We start from the raw sequence: 18,990 nt of genomic DNA, 5'->3' as shown, positions 1-18,990 counted from the left end.
ACCGCTGATGAATATTTACCTGTGCAGCTGCCCAATCAACTCAAGCCAGAGCCCCGGGCTCGAAATAACCGTCCCAACGCTGATTCAGCAGCCGGTTGGCGTGCTCCAGCGACACCGCCACGAGCAGGCCATCAACCTCCTGCACCAGCGCCAGTGACTGAAGTTTATGCAGCGCATCATCGATCTCGAAATCCAGTGTACAGCCCAGTTCTGCAGCAAAGCGCTGCTCAATACGCGTATCCAGCTCTGCCCGGCTCAGGCCCTTTTCAGCAATAAGCAGCTGATAGTAGGCCAGCATGGCCTCCTTGAACTCTTCTTCTTCGGCATCATCGGCCAGGCGATGAAATACGCCGGCGTTATTGTCCAGATTCTTGAAGTAGAGGTTCTGCATCAGCGCCTGCATGAACTGCAGCTTGCGGTTTTTGAAAGTATTAAACTGCTTCCACAGATAACCCCCGAGCGCCCCTGCACCCGCCAGCAATGCCATGATCACCGCCTCATTGATCTCCACCGGCTGCTGATGCAGGCCCAGCCAGAAGCCCAGCAGGGAGCCCAGCACCACCAGGGACGCGCCCAGTTTGGTCGTCAGCACTATGCCACCACTAATCAGCGCCGGCACGCCTATAAGCAGCTTGTCGATGGTACGCATGCGCACATGAGTGTTGGGAAACAGCATCTCCAGATCAGCCTTGGGTACGTTCTGGAACAGTTTGAGCAAGGTGGAGCCCGCCTTGCATCCCGCGGGCGCATTGCCCTGCTGGCCGTAGTCATCCCGAAAGCGCAGATAAAGCACCACGCGGTCGTAATTGACGAACTCGATCTCACGCCTGATCAGCCCGAAACAGCTGCTGACCTTTTCGGTACGACGCGCCTCGCCGCGACAGAACAGCAGCACTTCACAAAAGTCGCCGAAGTCCACCTGCAGACTGATCTTGAACAGCGAGGATTCGGCCAGCGCCTGGTTGAGATCTGCCTGGGTGATGACTTCGTAGTTGGCCTTTTCGAGCAGTTCACCCAGCAGTGCAGCAAATCCAGGCCCTGAATCCTTGCCTGCGTGCGGGATAACCGTTATCCGGCGGGTATCGGCATCCGGATCAAGCGCTGCATAGCTGTCTTTCAGGCCTTCAACGAGACTGCGAAAATCATGGTGATAGACACTATTGAGCAGGGTGCCGAAACGTGCAAAGTCGCTGACCTTCTGGGCCAGTGCCTCTGGCTGGCGCCCAAGATCTTGCAGACACCAGCTCAGCAGGTCTTTTTTGCGGTACGGGATAAATCTAAATCGTTTGTCGGCTGTATCCTGATCGGCGCTCACTGAAACTCCCTGTTACATCCGTTTGCCATAGCGGCAAGAGTAACAGGCGCAGCTCACTAAAGCCCAGTGGAGCCCTCGGGTCTGGGCACATCCCCTGTGCAGACATCATGCTGCTGCAGCTTTTCATCGGCCCAGGCGGCATCGCCCGGCGCGGCATCAAGGCCATTCTGGCCCGGCACGGCCCCGCCCTGATACTGCAACCGACTAAAGAGCGCGTAGTGGTCGGAGTCAAAGCCCGGCAGGCGGCGCAGGTCCTGTACACGAAAGTCGGCGCTATGGAACAGGTGATCCAGCGGCCAGCGCATAAACCAGTATCCGGCATGAAAGGTGTTGTACAGACCGCGGCCGACGCGGGGATCCAGCAGACCGCTGATCTTGCGAAACAGCCGGGTGGTTTCAGACCAGGCCACGTCATTAAGGTCACCGGTGACAATGACCGGCAGATCAGCGCTGGCAACACTTTTGGCTACCACAATTAGCTCGGCATCACGTTGCGAGGAATGCTCATTCTCCGTCGGACTCGGCGGCGCAGGATGCAGGAAATGGGCTCGCACCTGCTGGCCGCTGCGCAGTTCCACCAAAGTGTGCATCGAGGGCACTCCGGATTCCACCAGGTACTCGATATGGCTGCTGGATAACGGCAGCCGGGAGTACAGATGCATGCCATAGAGGTTATCCAGCGGACACTTAAGGCTGTAGGGGTAGTCGGGATCCAGGCAGTCGAGCTGTGACTGCCACCAGTCATCGGACTCCAGCGTCACCAGGATATCGGGATCATAACGGCGCACCAGCGCCAGTAACGCAGCCGCATTGCGGTTGGGGGTCAGTACATTGGCGGTCATGATGGCGATACTGCTGGCGTCAGCACCTCTGTCGGCCCAGCGAACTTCAACCGGGTAAAGCCGCGTAAAGGGCAGAATCCACCATGCCTGAACGACCAGGCAACCCAGGGTCAGGCCCAGCAACAAGCCGCTGGCCGGCACGCTCATATCCAGTGCCGCGACCTGCAGCAGCGCAAGAACCAGGGCGATAACACAGAACTGCATGCGCGGAAAATCAAATCCCCGCACCCACCAGTAGGTGGCACGCGACAACGGCAACAGGGTTGCCAGCAGTAAAAGCGCCGCTAGAGCGGCAAGGCTGTAAAACACCATCAGGCCAAAGATCCCGTCTGTCGGGTGGAAAGATCAGACGCCATTGTGACCGTCAATGGGCGCCGAGTGTAGCTTTAGGTGCGATCATGCGCTCTGCCCTGTCCGCAGCCTTGCTGTCATGCTGGCGCAGAGGCAGGTGCTGGCGTCTGGAGAAGTCTTCGATCAGCGCCACCACCCGGGCACTGTGGACGTGATGCAGTGCATGCCCGGTGGCAGCAAATGACACCTGTTCGCTATTGAGTGCCTGGCGGGCCAGCCTGTCGCTGTGATTCCAGGCCGGCACTATGTTGTCTTCCTCGCCGGTGAGCAGCAACAGCGGCTGCTTGATTTCGCCATAGTGCTGGCTCTGCACGGCAAGAAACTCACTCAGGCCACGGGCATCCTCGGCATTGGCCAGAAAGACCTCTGGACGCAATGACAGTATGACTCCGGTACTCTCGCTGTACCCTGCTGGCACAACATTAGGCGCGAACACCCCGGCGATGGCAGACTCAAGCGTTTGGGAACCTAACGGATAGACGAGCGTGCGGGCAAAGACGTCTCCGAGCAGTGGAACCCCCGCCAGATTGTTATACCAGGCAACACCGCCGACCCAGGGATGGGTCGCACCGGCCAGCAGCACAGCCGCTGCCGCATCCTCGGGAAACGCCAGCAGATAGGCCAGCACCAAAGACCCGCTCCAGGAATGGCCGACAAGTATCGGATCCTTAACCTCCAGCTGCTGCAGCAAGCCGTGAATGAGCGCGGCCTGGCGCTCAGGGTCCGGCCAGGCCCCCCGCGGCCGTTCACTGTAGCCGTGCCCCGGGCGATCTATTGCAATGACCCGGTGAGTCTTGCTTAGCGGAGCGAAAATACTGTTGCTGAAGTCACGCAGGTTACCGCTGGAACCATGAATCAATACCAGCACCGCGCCAGTACCCGCCTCGCGATAATGCAGGCGCACGCCGTCGACTTCGAGAAAGGATCCCTGGGGAGGAAACTGCGCCTGGGTGCGACTTACACCCCAGAGTGTCGCCAGGGCAAGCAGCCCAAAGATGCCGACGAGGGCAAAGAATCCGATCATCGCTGAATTCCGGCGGTAGAAAATAGGGTAAGCCTCAAGAGACGACACATCTGTGTTGATTACGCAGTAACAGGCACCACGGATCAATCGGTCAGAGTAAAGGGGCAAGGGGCAAGATAACGGTATAATATTATTTCACCCTGTCAAGGCGCGCAACCCATTTGGGGAAACAGAAAAAACCCATCAGGCCAAATTAGAAAAGGGCCTCAATACGAGACCCTTATCAGGCGAGATGCAGCTCAGGCGACCTCGCTACGCACAGGAGCGACCGCGGTGCGGTACTCCTGCTTGAGGTCGATAAGGCGATGGACACCATCGCGCAAATCCGCCTTCACCCTTTCGATATCGTTGTAGATGCGGCCATAGATCAGCAGCCCCTGCACGTACTGGTACATCAGGCGAGCCAGCTGCGATACATCCGGGTCGCCATTGAGCAACCCGGCATCCTTGAGGCCCTGTATCAGGCGGATGTCGTAGGCAATCTTGTGCTCGGTCATCTCCTGTGCCACCAGGCGCACCTTGTCTTCATCGCAGCCGCACTGGCCGCCGGAGGTAAAGACAGGGCAACCCACGACTTTCTGATTCGAGGCTGCAGAACAGTCGCCTTCTTTCACCTGAGCATGGCCAACAATCAAGCCAATCAGCGCATCGAGCTGCTCAAGGGGCGTCAGGCCGGAGGTGAATAGCGCCTCAAGCTCCTTCTTAGTCTGCTCCCAGGCATGCAGCACCGCCGCATAATACAGATCCGCCTTGGTCTCGAAGTAGTGATAAAAACTACCCTTGGTGACCCCGGCCTGCTTGCAAATTTCGTTAACACCCACACTGGTGTAATTGCTTTGCCAGATAAGGCTCATCGCGGTACAAAGCAGCTTCTCGCGGGTATCTGTTTGCTTGCGCATAACAATACGTGCCTCCCGACTCCTTATTATGAGTCTGCACTATAACAAACCAATCGGTATGTCCACAAGCCATGCAGGGTTTTTAGACCGACAACGAAAGCCGCTGCCGGCCGCCGAGATCAGGCGTCTGCCAGCAAGCTGCTAAGTGCTGACATCAGCCTTGGGACGTACCCGCAGGTTACGCAACAACACATAGAACACCGGCGTGAGAATCAGGCCAAAGAGCGTGACCCCCAACATGCCTGCAAAAACAGCGATCCCCATGGCGTTGCGCATCTCGGCCCCCGCACCGGTGGAGAGCGCCATCGGCAACACCCCCATGATAAAGGCAAAGGACGTCATCAGGATCGGCCGCAGGCGCAACCGGCTGGCCTCGATGGCCGCCTCAACAACGCTACGCCCCTGATGCTCCAGTTCGCGTGCAAACTCCACGATCAGTATCGCGTTTTTGGTTGCCAGCCCCATCAGCACGAACAGACTGATCTGAGTGAAAATGTTGTTATCGCCATCACTGAGCCACACGCCCACCAGCGCCGACAGCATGCTCATGGGGATGATCAGCACGATGGACAGCGGCAGCAGCAAGCTTTCGTACTGTGCCGCCAGCACCAAAAACACCAGCAGTATGACCAGCGGAATCACCAGGGCCGTGGTGTCGCCTGCCAGGATCTGCTGATAGGTCAGCTCCGTCCATTCGAACTGCATGCCAGCGGGCAAGGTTTCTTCCAGAATGCGGGTAATTGCCGCCTGGGCCTCACCGGATGAATATCCAGGCGCCGCACTGCCGTTCAAATCAGCTGCCCGAAAGGCATTATGACGCTGGGCCGCTTCCGGGCCGAAGGTTTCACTGATGCGGATCACCGCACCCAGGGGAACCATCTCGCCCTCATTGTTACGCACCTTGAGGCGCAGTATATCATCGGGTGAATCCCGGAACGACTTGTCAGCCTGAGCGATAACCTGATAAGTACGTCCGAACTGATTGAAATCATTCACATAGATAGACCCAAGATAGGTCTGCATTGTGTCGAAGACTTCACTGATATTCAGGCCCAGCTGCTTGGCACGGGTTCGATCCAGATCCACATACAGCTGCGGTACATTGATCTTGTAGCTCGAAAAGACACCGACCAGTTCCGGCGCCGAACGCGCCTTGGCCTGCACCTCGTCCAGCACCTTTTGCAGCGCTTCGTAGCCCTGATCGGTACGGTCTTCTATCTGCAGCTTGAAACCGCCAATGGTTCCGAGCCCCGGCACAGGTGGGGGCGGGAATATGGCGATAAAACCCTCTTCGATACCGTTGTACTGTTGCTGCAACTGCTGACTGATGGCGAACGCCGACAGCGCAGGGTCGGTACGCTTGTCAAAATCGTCCAGGGTCACGAAGACGATACCGGCGCTCGGGCTGTTGGTGAAACCATTGATCGACAGGCCCGGGAAAGCCACGGCACCGGCAACGCCCGGTGTATTGAGGGCGATATCGCTCATCTCGCGAATCACGCCTTCGGTGCGATCCAGGGTGGCGCCGTCCGGCAACTGAGTAAAGCTGACCAGATACTGTTTGTCCTGGGTCGGCACAAAGCCCGCCGGCACGGTCTGAAAGAGACCGTAGGTAGCGCCCAGCAACAGAACATAGGCGAACATGCCCAGCCCCTTGCGACGCACAACCCCACCGACGCCCCTGGCGTAGCCATCGGAGGAACGACTGAAGAAACGGTTAAACAGGCGGAAAAAGCCCCCGAACAGTCGGTTCATCAAGCGCGTCAGCCAGTCGTTGTCCTCGCCCGCGGGCTTTAGCAGCAGCCGTGCCAGCGCGGGGCTAAGCGTCAGGGAATTGATCGCTGAAATGACCGTTGAAATCGCAATGGTCAGGGCGAACTGGCGGTAAAACTGTCCGGTCAGACCGCTGATCATGGCGATAGGCACGAACACGGCAAGCAGCACCAGCGTCGTCGCCACAATCGGGCCAGTCACCTCGCGCATGGCCTTGATGGTGGCATCCCGCGGCGCCAGGCCATCGGATATGTTGCGCTCCACGTTCTCGACCACGATGATCGCATCGTCCACCACTATGCCGATGGCCAGAATCAACCCGAACAGAGTCAGCACGTTGATGGAAAATCCGAACAGGTGCATCAGCGCAAAGGTACCCACGATAGACACCGGCACCGCCAGCAATGGAATAACAGACGCACGCCAGGACTGCAGGAATACCACCACCACCAGCACAACCAGCCCAACGGCTTCAAGCAGGGTCTTTATGACCGCATTGATCGAGCCCTGCACAAAAACCGTGGGGTCGTACGCCACGTCAAAATCCACGCCATCGGGGAAATTTTTCTTCAGCGCGGCCATGGTCGCCCGAACATCGCGGGAGATGTTCAGCGCATTGGCACCGGGGGCGGCAAAAATAGGAACCGCCACCGCATCCTTGTTGTTCAGCAGCGAGCGCAGCGCATATTCCGAAGCACCGAGCTCAACGCGGGCGACATCGCGCAACCGCGTGACCTGCCCCTGCGCGCTGGTACGAATGATAATGTCGTTAAAGGCTTCAGGACTTTCAAGACGGCCTCTGGCATTTACCGGCAACTGCAGCTGGGATACATCAGCATAGGGTGCGCCACCGATCATGCCCGCAGCCACCTGCACATTCTGCTCGCGCACAGCGTTGATCACATCCGCCGCCGTCAGATTGCGCTCGGCGATCTTTTCGGGATTCAGCCACAGGCGCATGGCGTAGTCACCAGAACCAAACAGCCGTACCTGCCCCACACCTTTAATGCGCGCCAGCTCATCCTTGATATTCAGCACCGCATAATTGCGCAGATACAGCATGTCGTAGCGGTCATTCGGCGACGTCAGATGCACCACCATGGTGAGATCCGGGTTGCTCTTGGTCGTTGTCACACCGAGCTGGCGCGTCACCTCAGGCAAACGGGGCAGCGCCTGAGAAACACGGTTCTGAACCAGCTGTTGGGCCAGATCCGGATCAGTACCGATCTCAAAGGTCACCGTCAGGGTCATGCGCCCGTCGGTGGTGGACTGGGAATACAGATACAGCATGTTCTCCACGCCGTTGATCTGCTCCTCCAGCGGCGTAGCCACAGTTTCGGCGATCACCTTGGGGTTGGCACCGGGAAAACTGGCACTCACCACGATCGACGGCGGCGTAACCTCCGGGTATTCCGAGACCGGCAGCTGAAACACGGCCAACAGGCCCGCAAGAAAAATCAGCACCGACAGTACGCCGGCAAACACCGGTCGGTCGATAAAGAATTTCGACAAATTCATGGTAAGCCCTATCCAAGGTTTGGTCAGTTGCACACCCCTGCGGGTCTGGCGCTCAGCACAACTGGCATTGCAACGGTACAGCGAGTGCGGCGAACCCGACTCTGCGCATACCGATCGGTATGCGGGTGAATCTAAACATACCGGTTGGTTTAATGTCAAGTGAGCCCCATGGCCGCACCGGCCAAAACGTTACCCATACAGCCAACGTCCTTTGTATCGGAGTCAAACTGGTACTAAACCTCGCCCCGGAGTATCTGCTAGGCTGCTTGGGTCTGCGCCCGCGAGCTGCCTGCGTCATACGCAAGCAGTTTCTGCCCGCAACCTGTTCGTAAAATAAAACCACAGGTTTGCAGCGCGGTACTAAAGTCTCACAGCAAGGCACTCAGCCAGATGCACAGTCGAGCCTGTGAACGCAGTTACTTTTAAGGAGAAAAGCATGCCCGGACTTTTGCCCGATGTTGATCCAGACGGATTGCTCGAATACTCGGTGGTCTATACCGACCGGTCACTGAACCATATGTCGCGTTCCTTCCAGGGCGTAATGCAAGACATATCAAGCACCCTGAAAGAAGTCTACAACGCCCACTCGGCGATTATTGTTCCAGGCAGCGGCACCTTTGGCATGGAAGCGGTGGCACGTCAGTTCGCCACTGGCCAGAAATGTCTGGTGGTGCGCAATGGCTGGTTCAGTTATCGCTGGACCCAGATCTTCGAGATGGGTGATATCCCTTCAGAATCACTGGTATTCAAGGCCCGACGCACTGATACAGCGCCAGAGTCAGCCTTTGCACCGGCGCCCATTGATGAGGTGGTCGCGGCCATTCAGGCCGAGAAGCCCGCCCTGGTGTTTGCGCCCCACGTCGAGACTTCCTCCGGCATGCTTCTGCCCGATCACTATATTCGCGCCCTGGCCGATGCCGTGCACGAAGTTGGCGGCCTGCTGGTGATCGACTGCATCGCCTCCGGCACCCTCTGGCTCGACATGCAGGTCACAGGCGTTGATGTCCTGATCAGCGCGCCGCAAAAAGGCTGGAGCGGATCGCCCTGCTGCGCCATGGTGATGCTGAGTGAAGCCGCTCGCGGTCATATCGAAAACACCAGCAGCACCAGCTTTGCCTGCGATCTGCGCAAATGGCTGCAGATCATGGAAGCCTACGAAGGCGGCGCCCATGCCTACCACGCTACCATGCCGACAGACGCCCTGACCCGCCTGCGCGATGTGATGCAGGAAACCCGTGACTATGGCTTTGCCGATGTGCGCGAGGAACAGATCGAACTGGGTTTGCGGGTACGCGCCCTGCTCGAACGCAAGGGCTTTGCCAGTGTCGCAGCACCAGGCTTTCAGGCACCCGGCGTTGTTGTCAGTTATACCCGGGACAAAGGCATCCAGACCGGCAGCAAATTCCTTGCAGAAGGTTTGCAAATCGCCGCCGGCGTACCGCTGATGTGTGATGAGCCCGAAGACTTCCAGACCTTCCGTCTCGGCCTCTTTGGACTGGACAAACTGCACAACCCCGAAGGCACCGTTGCCACTCTGGAGCAGGCGCTAAACCAGGTGTTGTAACGGCCTTTTGTGCTTGCCCCCGCAGAGCTCACTCATATAAAAGTGGGCACTGCGGGACTCAATCAGCGCCAGTAAACCCGGCATCTACCCCATCATCTTCCTGTCACAGTCGCCATATAGACCCGACCTGTGTACTGAAAGCTCGGCACAGTCAGCGCTAAGTCATTGATATGATCTCAGGCGAGACCCACTATAGGCAGGCTAAATGTTTAACATAGACTGTTAGAAGTCATATATAACTATATGATATATCTATTAATAAGCCTATTTTTAGCATGCTTATACGGCCTTGGTCGCAGACCTCAGATTGTCGACACATCTTAACTTGGGATGCGCATTGCGTTAAAATAGCGCCCGCCAATGAACAATCGAAAGCGAGTCGACACACCGCCAAGGCCGCATTACCAGACGTACTAATTAATGGTCTTGGCAGAAGCGACAACTGATGAGGGCTATATCGTGCTTGAAGCATATCGCAAACATGTAGAAGAACGCGCCCAGGAAGGCATTCCGCCGAAGCCCCTGGATCCGGAACAGACCGCAGCCCTGATTGAACTGCTAAAAGCCCCCCCTGCCGGTGAAGAAGAAACACTGCTGGCACTGCTCAGCGACCGTGTTCCCGCAGGTGTTGACCAGGCTGCTTATGTTAAAGCAGGCTTCCTGGCCGCCATCACCACCGGAGAAGCCTCTTCTCCGCTGATCGACGCGACCAAGGCAACCGAACTGCTGGGCACCATGCTCGGCGGCTACAACATCCAGCCGCTGATCGCCTGCCTGGACAACGAAGCTCTGGGCGCTACTGCTGCCAAGGCGCTGTCCCACACCCTGCTGATGTTTGATGCATTCCACGATGTGCAGGACAAAGCCGAAGCTGGCAACGTATTTGCCAAGCAGGTACTGCAGTCCTGGGCTGACGGCGAATGGTTCACCAGCAAGCCTGAAGTCGCTGAGAAAATCACCGTCGCCGTATTCAAGGTGACCGGCGAAACCAACACCGATGACCTGTCTCCGGCACCGGATGCCTGGTCGCGCCCGGACATCCCACTGCATGCCAATGCCATGCTGAAGATGGCCCGCGAAGGCATCGAACCTGTCAAGCAGGGCGAGACCGGCCCGCTGCCCCAGATCGACGCTGTCAAGGCCAAGGGCTTCCCCGTCGCCTACGTTGGCGATGTGGTCGGTACCGGTTCTTCGCGCAAGTCCGCCACCAACTCCGTACTCTGGTTCTTCGGTGACGACATCCCCCACGTGCCGAACAAGCGCGCGGGCGGCTACTGCTTCGGCAACAAGATTGCCCCTATCTTCTACAACACCATGGAAGATGCCGGCGCTCTGCCGATCGAAATGCCTGTCGACAAGCTGAACATGGGCGACGTGATCGACGTTTATCCCTATGAAGGCGTCGTCAAAAACCACGAAACGGGCGAAGAACTGGGTCGTTTCGGCCTCAAGACTCAGGTCCTGCTGGACGAAGTACGCGCAGGCGGCCGTATTCCGCTGATCATCGGTCGTGGTCTGACTGACCGTGCCCGTCAGGCACTGGGTCTGGCGCCGGCCGACCTGTTCCGCAAGCCGGAACAGCCCGCTGACAGCAACAAGGGTTACACCCTGGCGCAGAAGATGGTTGGCAAGGCCTGCAACCTCGACGGCGTGCGCCCTGGCATGTACTGCGAACCCAAGATGACCACCGTCGGCTCCCAGGACACCACTGGCCCCATGACCCGTGACGAGCTGAAAGACCTGGCATGCCTGGGCTTCTCCGCCGATCTGACCATGCAGTCGTTCTGTCACACCTCGGCTTACCCCAAGCCGATTGACGTCAACACCCACCACACCCTGCCGGACTTCATCATGAACCGCGGCGGTGTTTCCCTACGTCCGGGCGATGGTGTTATCCACTCCTGGCTGAACCGCATGCTGCTGCCGGATACCGTCGGCACCGGTGGTGACTCCCACACCCGTTTCCCGATGGGCATTTCCTTCCCGGCCGGCTCCGGCCTGGTAGCCTTCGCTGCTGCCACCGGTGTTATGCCGCTGGATATGCCTGAATCGATTCTGGTGCGCTTCAAAGGCGAAATGCAGCCGGGCATCACTCTGCGCGATCTGGTTCACGCCATTCCTTACTACGGTATCAAGCAGGGTCTGCTGACCGTGGCCAAAGCGGGCAAGATCAACGCCTTCTCCGGTCGTGTACTGGAAATCGAAGGTCTGGAAGATCTGACCGTCGAGCAGGCCTTCGAGCTGTCCGACGCCTCTGCAGAACGTTCTGCTGCCGGCTGCACCATCACCCTGTCTGATGCGTCTGTTGCCCAGTACCTGCAGTCCAACGTTGTCATGCTCAAGTGGATGATCTCCGAAGGCTACGGTGACGTGCGCACCATCTCCCGTCGTATCAAGGCAATGGAAGAATGGCTCGCCAACCCAAGCCAGATGCGTGCCGATGCCGACGCCGAATACGCAGAAATCATCGAAATCGATCTGGCCGAGATCAAGGAGCCCATCCTGTGTGCACCTAACGATCCGGACGATGCCCGCCTGCTGTCTGAAGTGGCCGGTCAGAAGATCGACGAAGTCTTCGTTGGCTCCTGCATGACCAACATTGGTCACTTCCGTGCCGCCGGCAAGCTGCTGGAAAGCGCAGGTCAGTCCCTGCCAACCCGCATGTGGATTGCACCGCCGACCAAAATGGATGCCGCTCAGCTGACCGAAGAAGGTTACTACAACATCTTCGGCCGCGCGGGCGCCCGTATTGAAACTCCGGGCTGCTCCCTGTGCATGGGTAACCAGGCACGTGTGGCAGACGCCTCCACGGTAGTCTCTACCTCCACTCGTAACTTCCCCAACCGCCTGGGCAACGGCGCCAATGTCTACCTGGCATCGGCAGAGCTGGCGTCCATCGCAGCGGTTATGGGCAAGCTGCCAAGCGTTGATGAGTACATGGAGTACGCGCAGCGTATCAACAGCATGTCTGCTGATATTTACCGCTACCTGAACTTCCATGAGATGGACAAGTACGTCAAATCCGCGTCCAGCGTGATTGCGACCGTCGAAGCCTGATCAGCACAACCAGCGACTAACCTGATAGGTTTATAGCTGATAAAAACCCTGCCTCGGCAGGGTTTTTTTATGTCCGCAATCCTGGCTTGCCAGCATTGCCCGCCAGCGCCACTGTTAAATTCTGCTGCCAGTTCAATAGCCGATTTGATCTGCGCGTCCTATTGCCCACGCTTGGCTGCCACGCGGCCAGAACACCGCCAATGCCCCGCCGGCGGCTAAAAATGGCTGAGTTTTATGGGTCATCAGGCACCTCTTTGCTCTAGGAAACTCACCTGATACAGTCGATACAGTGACTAATCCCGCTATCAGCGGACATTGCCTGAACACGAACGCCTTGGTCGTCGACGACGAGGCTCCCATCGCAGGATCACAATGAAACCTATCAAGCATATTCTAAAGACACACAGTGGCAGCCTCCTCGCTTTCGTCGTCTTCGCGCTGGGTGTTGTCGCAGTTCGTGCACTGCTGCTCGATGTTGATATCCACGCCGTGTTCAATCAACTGTCGGCCATCCCCCGCGCCACGCTGATCGTCGCGATGGGGGCAACCTTTCTGGGCTACGCCGTCCTCGTCGGCTATGACTGGTCGGCGCTGCGTTACATTGGCAAGAGTGCTCCACCGATCGTACTGGGCTTTGGCTCGTTCACCGCCTACGCCCTCGGCAATACAGTGGGGCTTGCCGTTCTGTCAGGTGGTGCGGTGCGTCATCGTTTCTATCAGGGCCTCGGATTGGATGCCAGGGACATCGCTGTCGTCTCCACAATCTGTGCTATCTCATTCGGCACCGGTGTCACCATTGTCGGTCTTGCCGCACTTGTTTATCACCCGGCCGCGCTGAGCGCCGTGGTCAGCCTGTCGCCCGCGGCAGTGCGCACGTTCAGCGTCCTGTTACTCGTTGCACTGGTCGTGACACTGGCCTGGGCTTCGGTCCGTGGACGCGCCATCGGCATCGGTCGCTATAAGATCCGATTGCCACAGCCTGCCGAGCTGCTCGCGCAACTTGGGTTTTCCGTCGGCGACATTGCCCTCGCCGGACTTGCGCTCTATGTACTGTTGCCAGCAGATTCAAGCCTCCCCTATTCGACCTTCATCGCTGTATTTTCCGCCGCAGCGGTGGCGGGTGTTATCAGTCATGTGCCCAGTGGTATAGGCGTGTTCGACAGTGTGATCATCGCAGGTGTTGCCCAGAGTACCGACCAGGTTCCAGGCGTCGCTGCGGCCGTGCTCGCCTATCGTGCCATCTATTACCTCCTGCCCTTTGTAGTGGCTCTGGTAATCCTGAGCCTGTCCGGGCCCCTGCTTCGACACAGCGACACTGCTCGACGTTCGGCGCTGTTCTTACCTGTGCTGTCATTGTTCGATGACATGAAACCTGCACTGTTACTCGGACTCTCGGCGCTGGTATTTCTGACCGGTGCTGCGCTGCTACTGAATGGAATTTTGCCGATTCCTGCCGATGTCATGGAGGAAATTCTGCCACTGATCACCTCGAATTTCTTCGAAGTATCGAACGTGATCATGGGCGTGGTCGGTGGCGCCTTGATTGTCCTGTCCAATGGACTCAGACGTCGCATCCGGGGGGCGTTCTGGATAGTGTTTGGCATGATGCTGTTCGGCATATTGACACTTGCCTACCAGCGCGTAGACATCGACCTGCTGGTATTCATGGTATTTGCTGTTACCTTACTGTGGCTTTCTCGTTCCGAATTCTATCGTTCGTCGAAACTGACCACCAATATACTCTCGGCTGAGTGGGTGCTGCTGGTCGGCGGTCTCGTGCTCAGCGCCTTTCTGTTGATTAACTTCGCGCACGATGACACCGCCTATAACCACGAGCGCTGGTGGCAGTTTGCCGCCGATCAGCAACTCTCACGCTCTCTTCGGCTGTACGGTACCGGCTTGTTCACCGCCCTCTTCGTGCTACTGGTGCTGGCACTTCGCCCCGCTCGCAGCGCGCCCGTCAGAACCGCCCCCTTCGACCGCGCTCAGGTTGCAAAAATTATTGACCAACAGGACGATGCAGACGCCTGCTTCGTCTTCACGGGAGACAAATACGTCTTGATGTCGGAGAACGAGGATGCGTTCATCATGTACGCGCCACGCGGTCGCAGCCTTATTGCACTGGGCGATCCAATTGGCAACGCCGCCGCATTCCAGGGTCTGATCAATCAATTCATCGACCTGGGTGATTTGCATAATTACCGGCCGTGTTTCTATCAGGTAGGCCCGGATATGCTTACGCGCTACATTGATCTCGGCTTTTCATTGAGCAAGCTTGGCGAAGAGGCCGTCGTGCCGCTGGAGACACTCTCACTCGAGGGCGCCTCACGCAAGCGATTACGACAGACTTTCAGCCGTGCGACACGCTATGGGCTGACTTTCGCGATCAGGCTCCCGCCGCATTCAACTGAGGTACTCGACGAACTCGCTGTGATCTCCGATGAGTGGCTATCAACGCGCAACGCACGTGAAAAGTCGTTCTCTCTGGGACGGTTCGACCGCGAATACCTGCAACGATTCCCGATCGCGACTGTCACTCACGAAGGACGAATCCAAGCCTTTGCGAACCTGTTTCAGACGGCCACCCGCGTCCGTGCAACCATTGACTTGATGCGACATAGAAACGACTCGCCGCCGGGAACCATGGAATTTTTGTTTCTGTCCTTGATGCTGGAACTCAAAGCCCAGAGCTATCAGGAATTCTCGCTCGGCTTGGCGCCGCTGATCGGCCTGGCCAGTTCGCGCAACAAGCGCTTGTGGGATCACCTTGGCCTTGCCATCGCCCGCTTCGGCGGCCACTTCTACAACTTTGAAGGGCTGCGGGCGTTCAAGGAGAAGTTTTCGCCCCAATGGCGGCCTCATTATCTGGCCACCTGGGGTGGCGTTGATCCCGTGCTGGTTGCCGCCGATGTCAATGCGCTGGTGAGCGGTGGCCTGGGGGGTGCGCTATTCAAAAGTACACAGGCAAGCGGTACAACGTCCAACCACCGAATTACAGAGCCCCCGCCAGCAGCTGACGCGCCCAAAGCAGGGTAAACAGGGATGCGGGGCTATAAGGTTTTTCTTCGATGATTGATCCCAGTCACAGCGATACTGCTGATTGCACTTGGATAGCGATGCCGGCGGCCAAGAGTCTCAGGATCCCTCCGGTAGCCGAAGAAATACGCTTGCCGGTGCCGTAGATTATCGTCATCCCTGTTAATCAACTGTCGTTAAGCCTCGGTACTATGGGCAGTTCATCTGCTGTCGCCTTGCAAGCGTTCCAGCTTGCAATATCATCGACGGCCGCGCTCCTCGAGGAGCTCAATCTGGATCTCGTGCAGCTCGGCGAGTCGCTGCCACTGGTGCGAAAGCTGGTGATCGATCTTATCGTGCAAAAGCCGGATCTCGAGCTCGGCCTTGAGGTTCACTCGATAATCGTTCTCTGCCCGCAGCCGATCCTTCGATTCCTGCCGCCGCTGGCTCATCATTATGATCGGCGCCTGAAGAGCCGCAACGCAGGAGAGAACGAGGTTAAGCAGGATGAACGGATAGGGGTCGAACGCCTTGAACAACAAGGCACTCACATTCAGCGCCATCCAGATCATCAGCACAGCGAGAAAGGAGAGAATGAACGTCCAGGAGCCACCGAAGCTCGCCACGCGATCAGACATCCGCTCGCCGAATGTCATGCCCTCGTCCACAGCATCCGGGCTCAGGGTGATAAGCGCGCCAGCCTCGAGACTCTGCAGCACCTCATGATCGAGCGAGCTGAGCTCCCCCCGCTCTGCCGCGAGCAGCGCCTCTACGTGGCGTCGACGGTAGGTCGCAAGGTCACCTACGCAAATGTCGTCACCGTCACTCCAGGCTGGCAGGTCCACCGCAATCAGCGCCGACACCTGCGGGCGTACCGAGATCCAGGGGCGGAGTTCGGCGCGCGGGAAACGCTGCCCGCACACCGCACAGGCGCGTGTCTGCTCAGATGTCGGTAAGTCGTTGCACTCGCTCACTGCCATCTTCTCCTCGGGCCATGAAGTTCTGGTTGTTCGTTTTTCGATCGATCAGAAAAATCAGCAAGTCCATAATCGCCTCTGCGCCGTCGTTCCTGATGGGCACTCTCATCGTCTCCCGGCTCGTGTTGACGATGCACGTGACGACCCTGCATCCGATGCTGTAGCTCTTGATCATTGTAGGCGGTAGGGTGTGGATCACCGCGAAACTGTCGATGTACATGATCTGTACCTGCCTCGGGGCAAGGGGCTCATTCCAGACTCAAGTGAACGGGCCTAGTGTCTGGGCAAGAGGCTCTAACGATACGCCAAACCAGGGGAAAGCGAACATCACACCACCCGGACTATAGCGCTCTGTGGCGAACGCCGCTGTGGCCGACAGGCTGCTGACCGCCTCAGCCTTACATTGGAATTTTCCTGCGGTCTCTCCTTGTAAGGCAATCAACCCATCGACCTTGCAGCCTCTTTTTTAAAAAAGACCCGCTTTCGGAGCTAAAAGCGGGCCAGTCGGGACACTTTGGCACGGACAAATGCCCTCCCCCCGGGTTCGTGGTTTAAGGGACGAGATTAGGTTGGCCTAGGATACTTTGGTCGCTAGAGGCTGACTATAAAGGAATCTAAGACCACCGCTGTGCCGATTGCTGAGGCTCACCTCCCCACCGAGCCGTGCCGCAATCTCGCGACAGATGCTCAAGCCCAGCCCAGTCCCCGTCATGCTGCCCTCGCTGCTCGTCAGGGTCCCCCGATTAAATGGCTCGAACACCCCTTCCAGATCCGCCTCGGGAATACCGGGACCCGAATCGTCAACCGTAAGATAGGACACGCCATTCTCTGTTGTCAGTCGTATGTCTATTCGCCCGCCGGGCGGTGTGTGGCGCAACGCATTGTCAATCGCATTACCCAGCAGCCGCGACAACCCCTCTGCGTCATCGTTCACGCGAGCGCTAGCTACTTCGGATACGCCCAGGTCGATTTCCCGGGCATCGGCAGCATCGATCCGATCGGTGACAACATCGCGAATCACATCCCGCCAATCGACGGGTACCAACGCATGCGCAGTCCTGTCCTGTAGACGGGCCAGGTCCAGCAACTGTGTGACCAGACGCTGTAGGCGGGCGATGCTTTCTCCGAGTCTGTCGTGTCGCTGACGTGCATCAACCTCATTGACCGCCTTTTTCATATTGTCAGATTGCAGAACCAGTGCGGCAATTGGAGACCGCAGTTCATGGGCTGCATCAGCGATGAAACGTCGCTGTCGGCGCAGCACTTCCGCATTACGCGCCAATAATCGAACGATGGCTGCCAGAAAAGGCCGGACTTCATCAGGCGCTTCCACCTCATCGATGTCCTGCGGGCTGCTGCCTACCTCGGTATCCAGTTTCTCGGCCAGCACATCAAGCCGGCGAAACTGACGTCGAACCACGATGTTGACGATGACAAGCATGGCCATCACCAGCATGGCAGCGGGTACGAAACCGTACAGGGCACCCGTAATGGCACTTTCGTTACGAATATCCGTTTGCTGAGCGACCATGAAACGCGAGCCCGAAGCGACGTGGTTCTGTATGCTCAAACGCCAGAAATGGTCGGCGATTTTGTGTGTATGTACCCCAGGCGGCAAACGACTCAGAGCCTCCACTTGCCGATTATGAGGACTTGATGAGAATTGGCGAATAACCAGGGTCTCTTCACCCACGTCATCACCGAGTTGTCCACTGTCGACCAGTTGACCGGATTGAACAAGTTCAGCGATTGAAACCAACAGAGCGTCCTGACGCTCTTGTGCTTCAATAAACGCTATAACGCCTGAAAACAGAGCCGCAACCATGATCATGCCTATGGATGTAAAGGCAATGGTGCGAGTCAACGCCTGCCGAAGAGAGGTTACTCGCACAGTTCTTTTCACGACTTTGGCACCATCCACCCCAAACCTCTGACATTCTTGATCGCATCCTGACCCAGCTTCTTGCGTATCGCATGAATCAGAAATTCGATTGCGTTACTCGCGACCTCCTCGTTCCAGCCATAGACTCTGTCCTCGAGTTCGCTGCGTGACAGAATCTGCCCAGGACGCAAGATCAGCGCATGCAGAACGGCATACTCGCGCGCCGACAAACTGTGCTCAATTCCATTGCGACTGGCGATACGCGAGACCGGATCAAGCTCGATGATGTCATTCCCAAGGATTGGTGTTGCGCAACCGTGATGCCGCCGCAGAACCGCCCGCATGCGAGCCATCAGCTCATCAACGGGAAACGGTTTGACGAGATAATCGTCCGCGCCGAGATCAAGCCCCGCTATTCGATCCTCCAGTGCATCGCGTGCTGTAATGATGATCACAGGGATAGAAGCACGCTTGTGGCGTAACGCTTTCAGTACCGACAGTCCGTCCTGTTTTGGCAAACCAATATCCAGCAACACCAGAGCGTGCACATCATCCGATGCAGCCGCCAGCGCGGCCTGGCCATCCTGCACCCAATCCACCGACATGGACGCATCGCTCAGGGCTTCACGAATGGCCCCGCCGATGAGTGCGTCGTCCTCGACCAGTAAAACGCGCACCTAGCGCTCCGGACCTGCATTACAGTGCATCCCTGCCTGGGGCCCAGTTGACATGCTACCTGGCGCGCCTGTGTCGCTCGACCTTGAGTGGGTACT

General features: G+C 57.7%; 12 protein-coding genes. 3 read left to right on the top strand and 9 right to left on the bottom strand.

Features of this window, described 5'->3' with window-relative positions:
- Positions 1 to 40 precede the first annotated feature (40 nt).
- The 5 genes from MPRO_RS16535 to MPRO_RS16515 form a co-directional block, all read right to left on the bottom strand.
- Positions 41 to 1,315: a TMEM143 family protein gene (locus tag MPRO_RS16535; RefSeq protein WP_082708886.1), complete on the bottom strand. Its 1,275-nt coding sequence runs from the start codon at positions 1,313 to 1,315 to the stop codon at positions 41 to 43.
- Between the two features lie 56 nt (positions 1,316 to 1,371).
- Positions 1,372 to 2,469, bottom strand: a complete 1,098-nt coding sequence (locus MPRO_RS16530; RefSeq protein ID WP_067295245.1) for an endonuclease/exonuclease/phosphatase family protein — start codon at positions 2,467 to 2,469, stop codon at positions 1,372 to 1,374.
- A 52-nt stretch (positions 2,470 to 2,521) separates the two neighbouring features.
- Positions 2,522 to 3,532 carry an alpha/beta fold hydrolase gene (locus MPRO_RS16525; protein WP_067295242.1) on the bottom strand — a complete coding sequence of 337 codons (1,011 nt, stop codon included), beginning with the start codon at positions 3,530 to 3,532 and terminating at the stop codon, positions 2,522 to 2,524.
- A 239-nt stretch (positions 3,533 to 3,771) separates the two neighbouring features.
- On the bottom strand, positions 3,772 to 4,431 hold the full coding sequence (locus tag MPRO_RS16520) for a TetR/AcrR family transcriptional regulator (RefSeq protein ID WP_067295238.1): 660 nt from the start codon (positions 4,429 to 4,431) through the stop codon (positions 3,772 to 3,774).
- Between the two features lie 141 nt (positions 4,432 to 4,572).
- Positions 4,573 to 7,722 (bottom strand): efflux RND transporter permease subunit, encoded by a 3,150-nt coding sequence (locus MPRO_RS16515; RefSeq protein ID WP_067295233.1) that lies wholly within the window; start codon positions 7,720 to 7,722, stop codon positions 4,573 to 4,575.
- A 436-nt stretch (positions 7,723 to 8,158) separates the two neighbouring features.
- Here MPRO_RS16515 and MPRO_RS16510 point away from each other — a divergent pair, with 436 nt between their 5' ends.
- The 3 genes from MPRO_RS16510 to mprF all read left to right on the top strand — a co-directional run bounded on the left by MPRO_RS16510 (position 8,159) and on the right by mprF (position 15,379).
- Positions 8,159 to 9,286 carry a pyridoxal-phosphate-dependent aminotransferase family protein gene (locus MPRO_RS16510; protein ID WP_067295230.1) on the top strand — a complete coding sequence of 376 codons (1,128 nt, stop codon included), beginning with the start codon at positions 8,159 to 8,161 and terminating at the stop codon, positions 9,284 to 9,286.
- A 459-nt stretch (positions 9,287 to 9,745) separates the two neighbouring features.
- Entirely contained in the window at positions 9,746 to 12,343 is a 2,598-nt protein-coding gene (acnB, locus tag MPRO_RS16505; protein ID WP_067295270.1) for a bifunctional aconitate hydratase 2/2-methylisocitrate dehydratase, read from the top strand.
- Positions 12,344 to 12,715: 372 nt separating this feature from the next.
- On the top strand, positions 12,716 to 15,379 hold the full coding sequence (mprF, locus tag MPRO_RS16500) for a bifunctional lysylphosphatidylglycerol flippase/synthetase MprF (RefSeq protein ID WP_067295227.1): 2,664 nt from the start codon (positions 12,716 to 12,718) through the stop codon (positions 15,377 to 15,379).
- Between the two features lie 239 nt (positions 15,380 to 15,618).
- On the opposite strand, the gene MPRO_RS16495 is transcribed toward mprF, so the two are convergent.
- From MPRO_RS16495 to MPRO_RS16485, 4 genes are all read right to left on the bottom strand, one after another.
- Positions 15,619 to 16,332, bottom strand: a complete 714-nt coding sequence (locus MPRO_RS16495) for a DUF1003 domain-containing protein (RefSeq protein WP_216821320.1) — start codon at positions 16,330 to 16,332, stop codon at positions 15,619 to 15,621.
- A complete protein-coding gene (locus tag MPRO_RS25895; RefSeq protein ID WP_158651846.1) occupies positions 16,301 to 16,555 on the bottom strand; it encodes a hypothetical protein in 255 nt (84 codons plus the stop codon). Before MPRO_RS25895 ends, MPRO_RS16495 begins: the two co-directional genes overlap by 32 nt.
- A gap of 354 nt (positions 16,556 to 16,909) precedes the next feature.
- Positions 16,910 to 18,238, bottom strand: coding sequence for a sensor histidine kinase (locus tag MPRO_RS16490; RefSeq protein WP_158651845.1), 1,329 nt, complete (start codon positions 18,236 to 18,238; stop codon positions 16,910 to 16,912).
- On the bottom strand, positions 18,235 to 18,894 hold the full coding sequence (locus MPRO_RS16485; RefSeq protein ID WP_067295218.1) for a response regulator transcription factor: 660 nt from the start codon (positions 18,892 to 18,894) through the stop codon (positions 18,235 to 18,237). The genes MPRO_RS16490 and MPRO_RS16485 overlap by 4 nt, the downstream gene beginning before the upstream one ends.
- Positions 18,895 to 18,990 lie beyond the last annotated feature (96 nt).

Source organism: Marinobacterium profundum (assembly GCF_001528745.1).
Lineage (GTDB): Bacteria > Pseudomonadota > Gammaproteobacteria > Pseudomonadales > Balneatricaceae > Marinobacterium_A > Marinobacterium_A profundum.
Note: the sequence above shows the minus strand (reverse complement) of the source record. Positions and strands in the feature narration are given on the sequence as shown.

Coding starts and splice junctions, on each gene's coding strand:
- MPRO_RS16510 (WP_067295230.1), top strand. CDS start 8,159: ATGCCCGGACTTTTGCCCGATGTTGATCCAGACGGATTGCTCGAATAC.
- MPRO_RS16530 (WP_067295245.1), bottom strand. CDS start 2,469: ATGGTGTTTTACAGCCTTGCCGCTCTAGCGGCGCTTTTACTGCTGGCA.
- mprF (WP_067295227.1), top strand. CDS start 12,716: ATGAAACCTATCAAGCATATTCTAAAGACACACAGTGGCAGCCTCCTC.
- MPRO_RS25895 (WP_158651846.1), bottom strand. CDS start 16,555: ATGTACATCGACAGTTTCGCGGTGATCCACACCCTACCGCCTACAATG.
- MPRO_RS16520 (WP_067295238.1), bottom strand. CDS start 4,431: ATGCGCAAGCAAACAGATACCCGCGAGAAGCTGCTTTGTACCGCGATG.
- MPRO_RS16525 (WP_067295242.1), bottom strand. CDS start 3,532: ATGATCGGATTCTTTGCCCTCGTCGGCATCTTTGGGCTGCTTGCCCTG.
- MPRO_RS16515 (WP_067295233.1), bottom strand. CDS start 7,722: ATGAATTTGTCGAAATTCTTTATCGACCGACCGGTGTTTGCCGGCGTA.